This is a genomic window from Aequorivita sp. CRS11 (assembly GCF_059693805.1).
In genome coordinates this window covers 1-1,307 of the sequence record NZ_JCATIG010000034.1, presented here as the reverse complement: position 1 = coordinate 1,307, position 1,307 = coordinate 1, and the positions used below count along the sequence as shown (strand labels likewise).

The 1,307-nt window shown below is 43.8% G+C and carries 1 protein-coding gene; it reads left to right on the top strand.

The features are described 5' to 3' along the window. Window positions 1-221 precede the first annotated feature (221 nt). Window positions 222-1,193, top strand: a complete 972-nt coding sequence (locus AC58DT_RS15610; protein ID WP_497217720.1) for an IS110 family RNA-guided transposase — start codon at window positions 222-224, stop codon at window positions 1,191-1,193. Window positions 1,194-1,307 lie beyond the last annotated feature (114 nt).

Below are 1,307 nucleotides of genomic sequence, written 5' to 3'. Positions count from 1 at the left end.
TCTTAAGTTTGATTTTTACTAAATCAGTTAACTTTAAGTTCTAATCAGAAAGAACAAAAGAGCGGAGTAAGGTTACTATATACGGTGAAGCTTTAGACTTCGACAACATTGATAATCCCCGCTCTTTTACTACTTACATCACGTTCAGTTCTGTGAGGCCTAGACCTCGTTTTCAAGTTGTTGTGACCCTAGTAGCTGGTTCTTTCATAAATTCAGTTCCTATGAATAAATATAAGGAAACTTTTGGAGTTGACATCAGCAAGGATGTCTTTGATGCGCACGGCAGTGCCAGCGGCCACAACCAGTTCAAGAACGATGCAAAGGGATTTGCTTCATTTCTAAAGGTAATCCCGCAGGAATCGCTGGTGGTGATGGAGGCCACGGGCTATTACCATTACAGGCTCGCACAGTTTCTTTACAAAAACAATGTGATGGTATCGGTAGTAAACCCGCTGTCGGTAAAACGTTTTATCCAGATGAAGCTTGCCAAGGTAAAGACCGACAAGAGCGATGCCAAGGCCATCTGTGAGTATGCCCTGGCCAATGAGGTTCCACTTTACAATGCCCTTACAGATGTACAGGCAGAGTGCTTACAGTTGTTCCGTTTGATGGACAGCTATCTAAAAAAGCGTACAGCTACCAAGAACAAGCTGCACGGTGAGGAAACCCTGGGAATCCCTTCCAAGTTCGTGTACCGTTCTTTAAAGCGGGATAAAAAACACTTGGACAAAGAGCTTGCTGGAATAGAAGAACGCCTGCTGGAATTGGTAAAGCAAGAGCAGCAGCACCAGCTGACGCTTTTGCAGACCGTTCCAGGAATAGGCGCCAAGACAGCCTTGTTTTTAATTGTGGTAACCGATGGTTTTTCTAAGTTCGAGACGGGAGCACAACTTTGTAGCTATGTGGGCATCACCCCCACCATCCGCGAGTCTGGCAGCAGCGTGCGCGGCCGTAGCAGGATCAGTAAGGTTGGCAATAAGAAACTGCGGAACCTTTTGTTTCTTTGCGCCTTCAATGCCTGCAAGTGCAACAAGGCGTGCCGAGCGCTTTACCAGCGCATCGTAAACAAAGGGAAGAGTAAGAAGCTCGCGCTCATAGCAGTTGCAAATAAACTTTTGAAACAGTGTTTTGCTATCGCAAAGTCAGGGCTTCCTTATGATGCCGATTTTGTCTCGATACTTGCAGTAAAATAATTGAAATTCAAACAAAAGAATAGCTTATAGATCCATCTTTCAATCTGTAAGCCTAGAATAATAATGTCAAAAATTAATGAAGAAATATGTTGTTTTTTACCTCAGTTCTTTGTT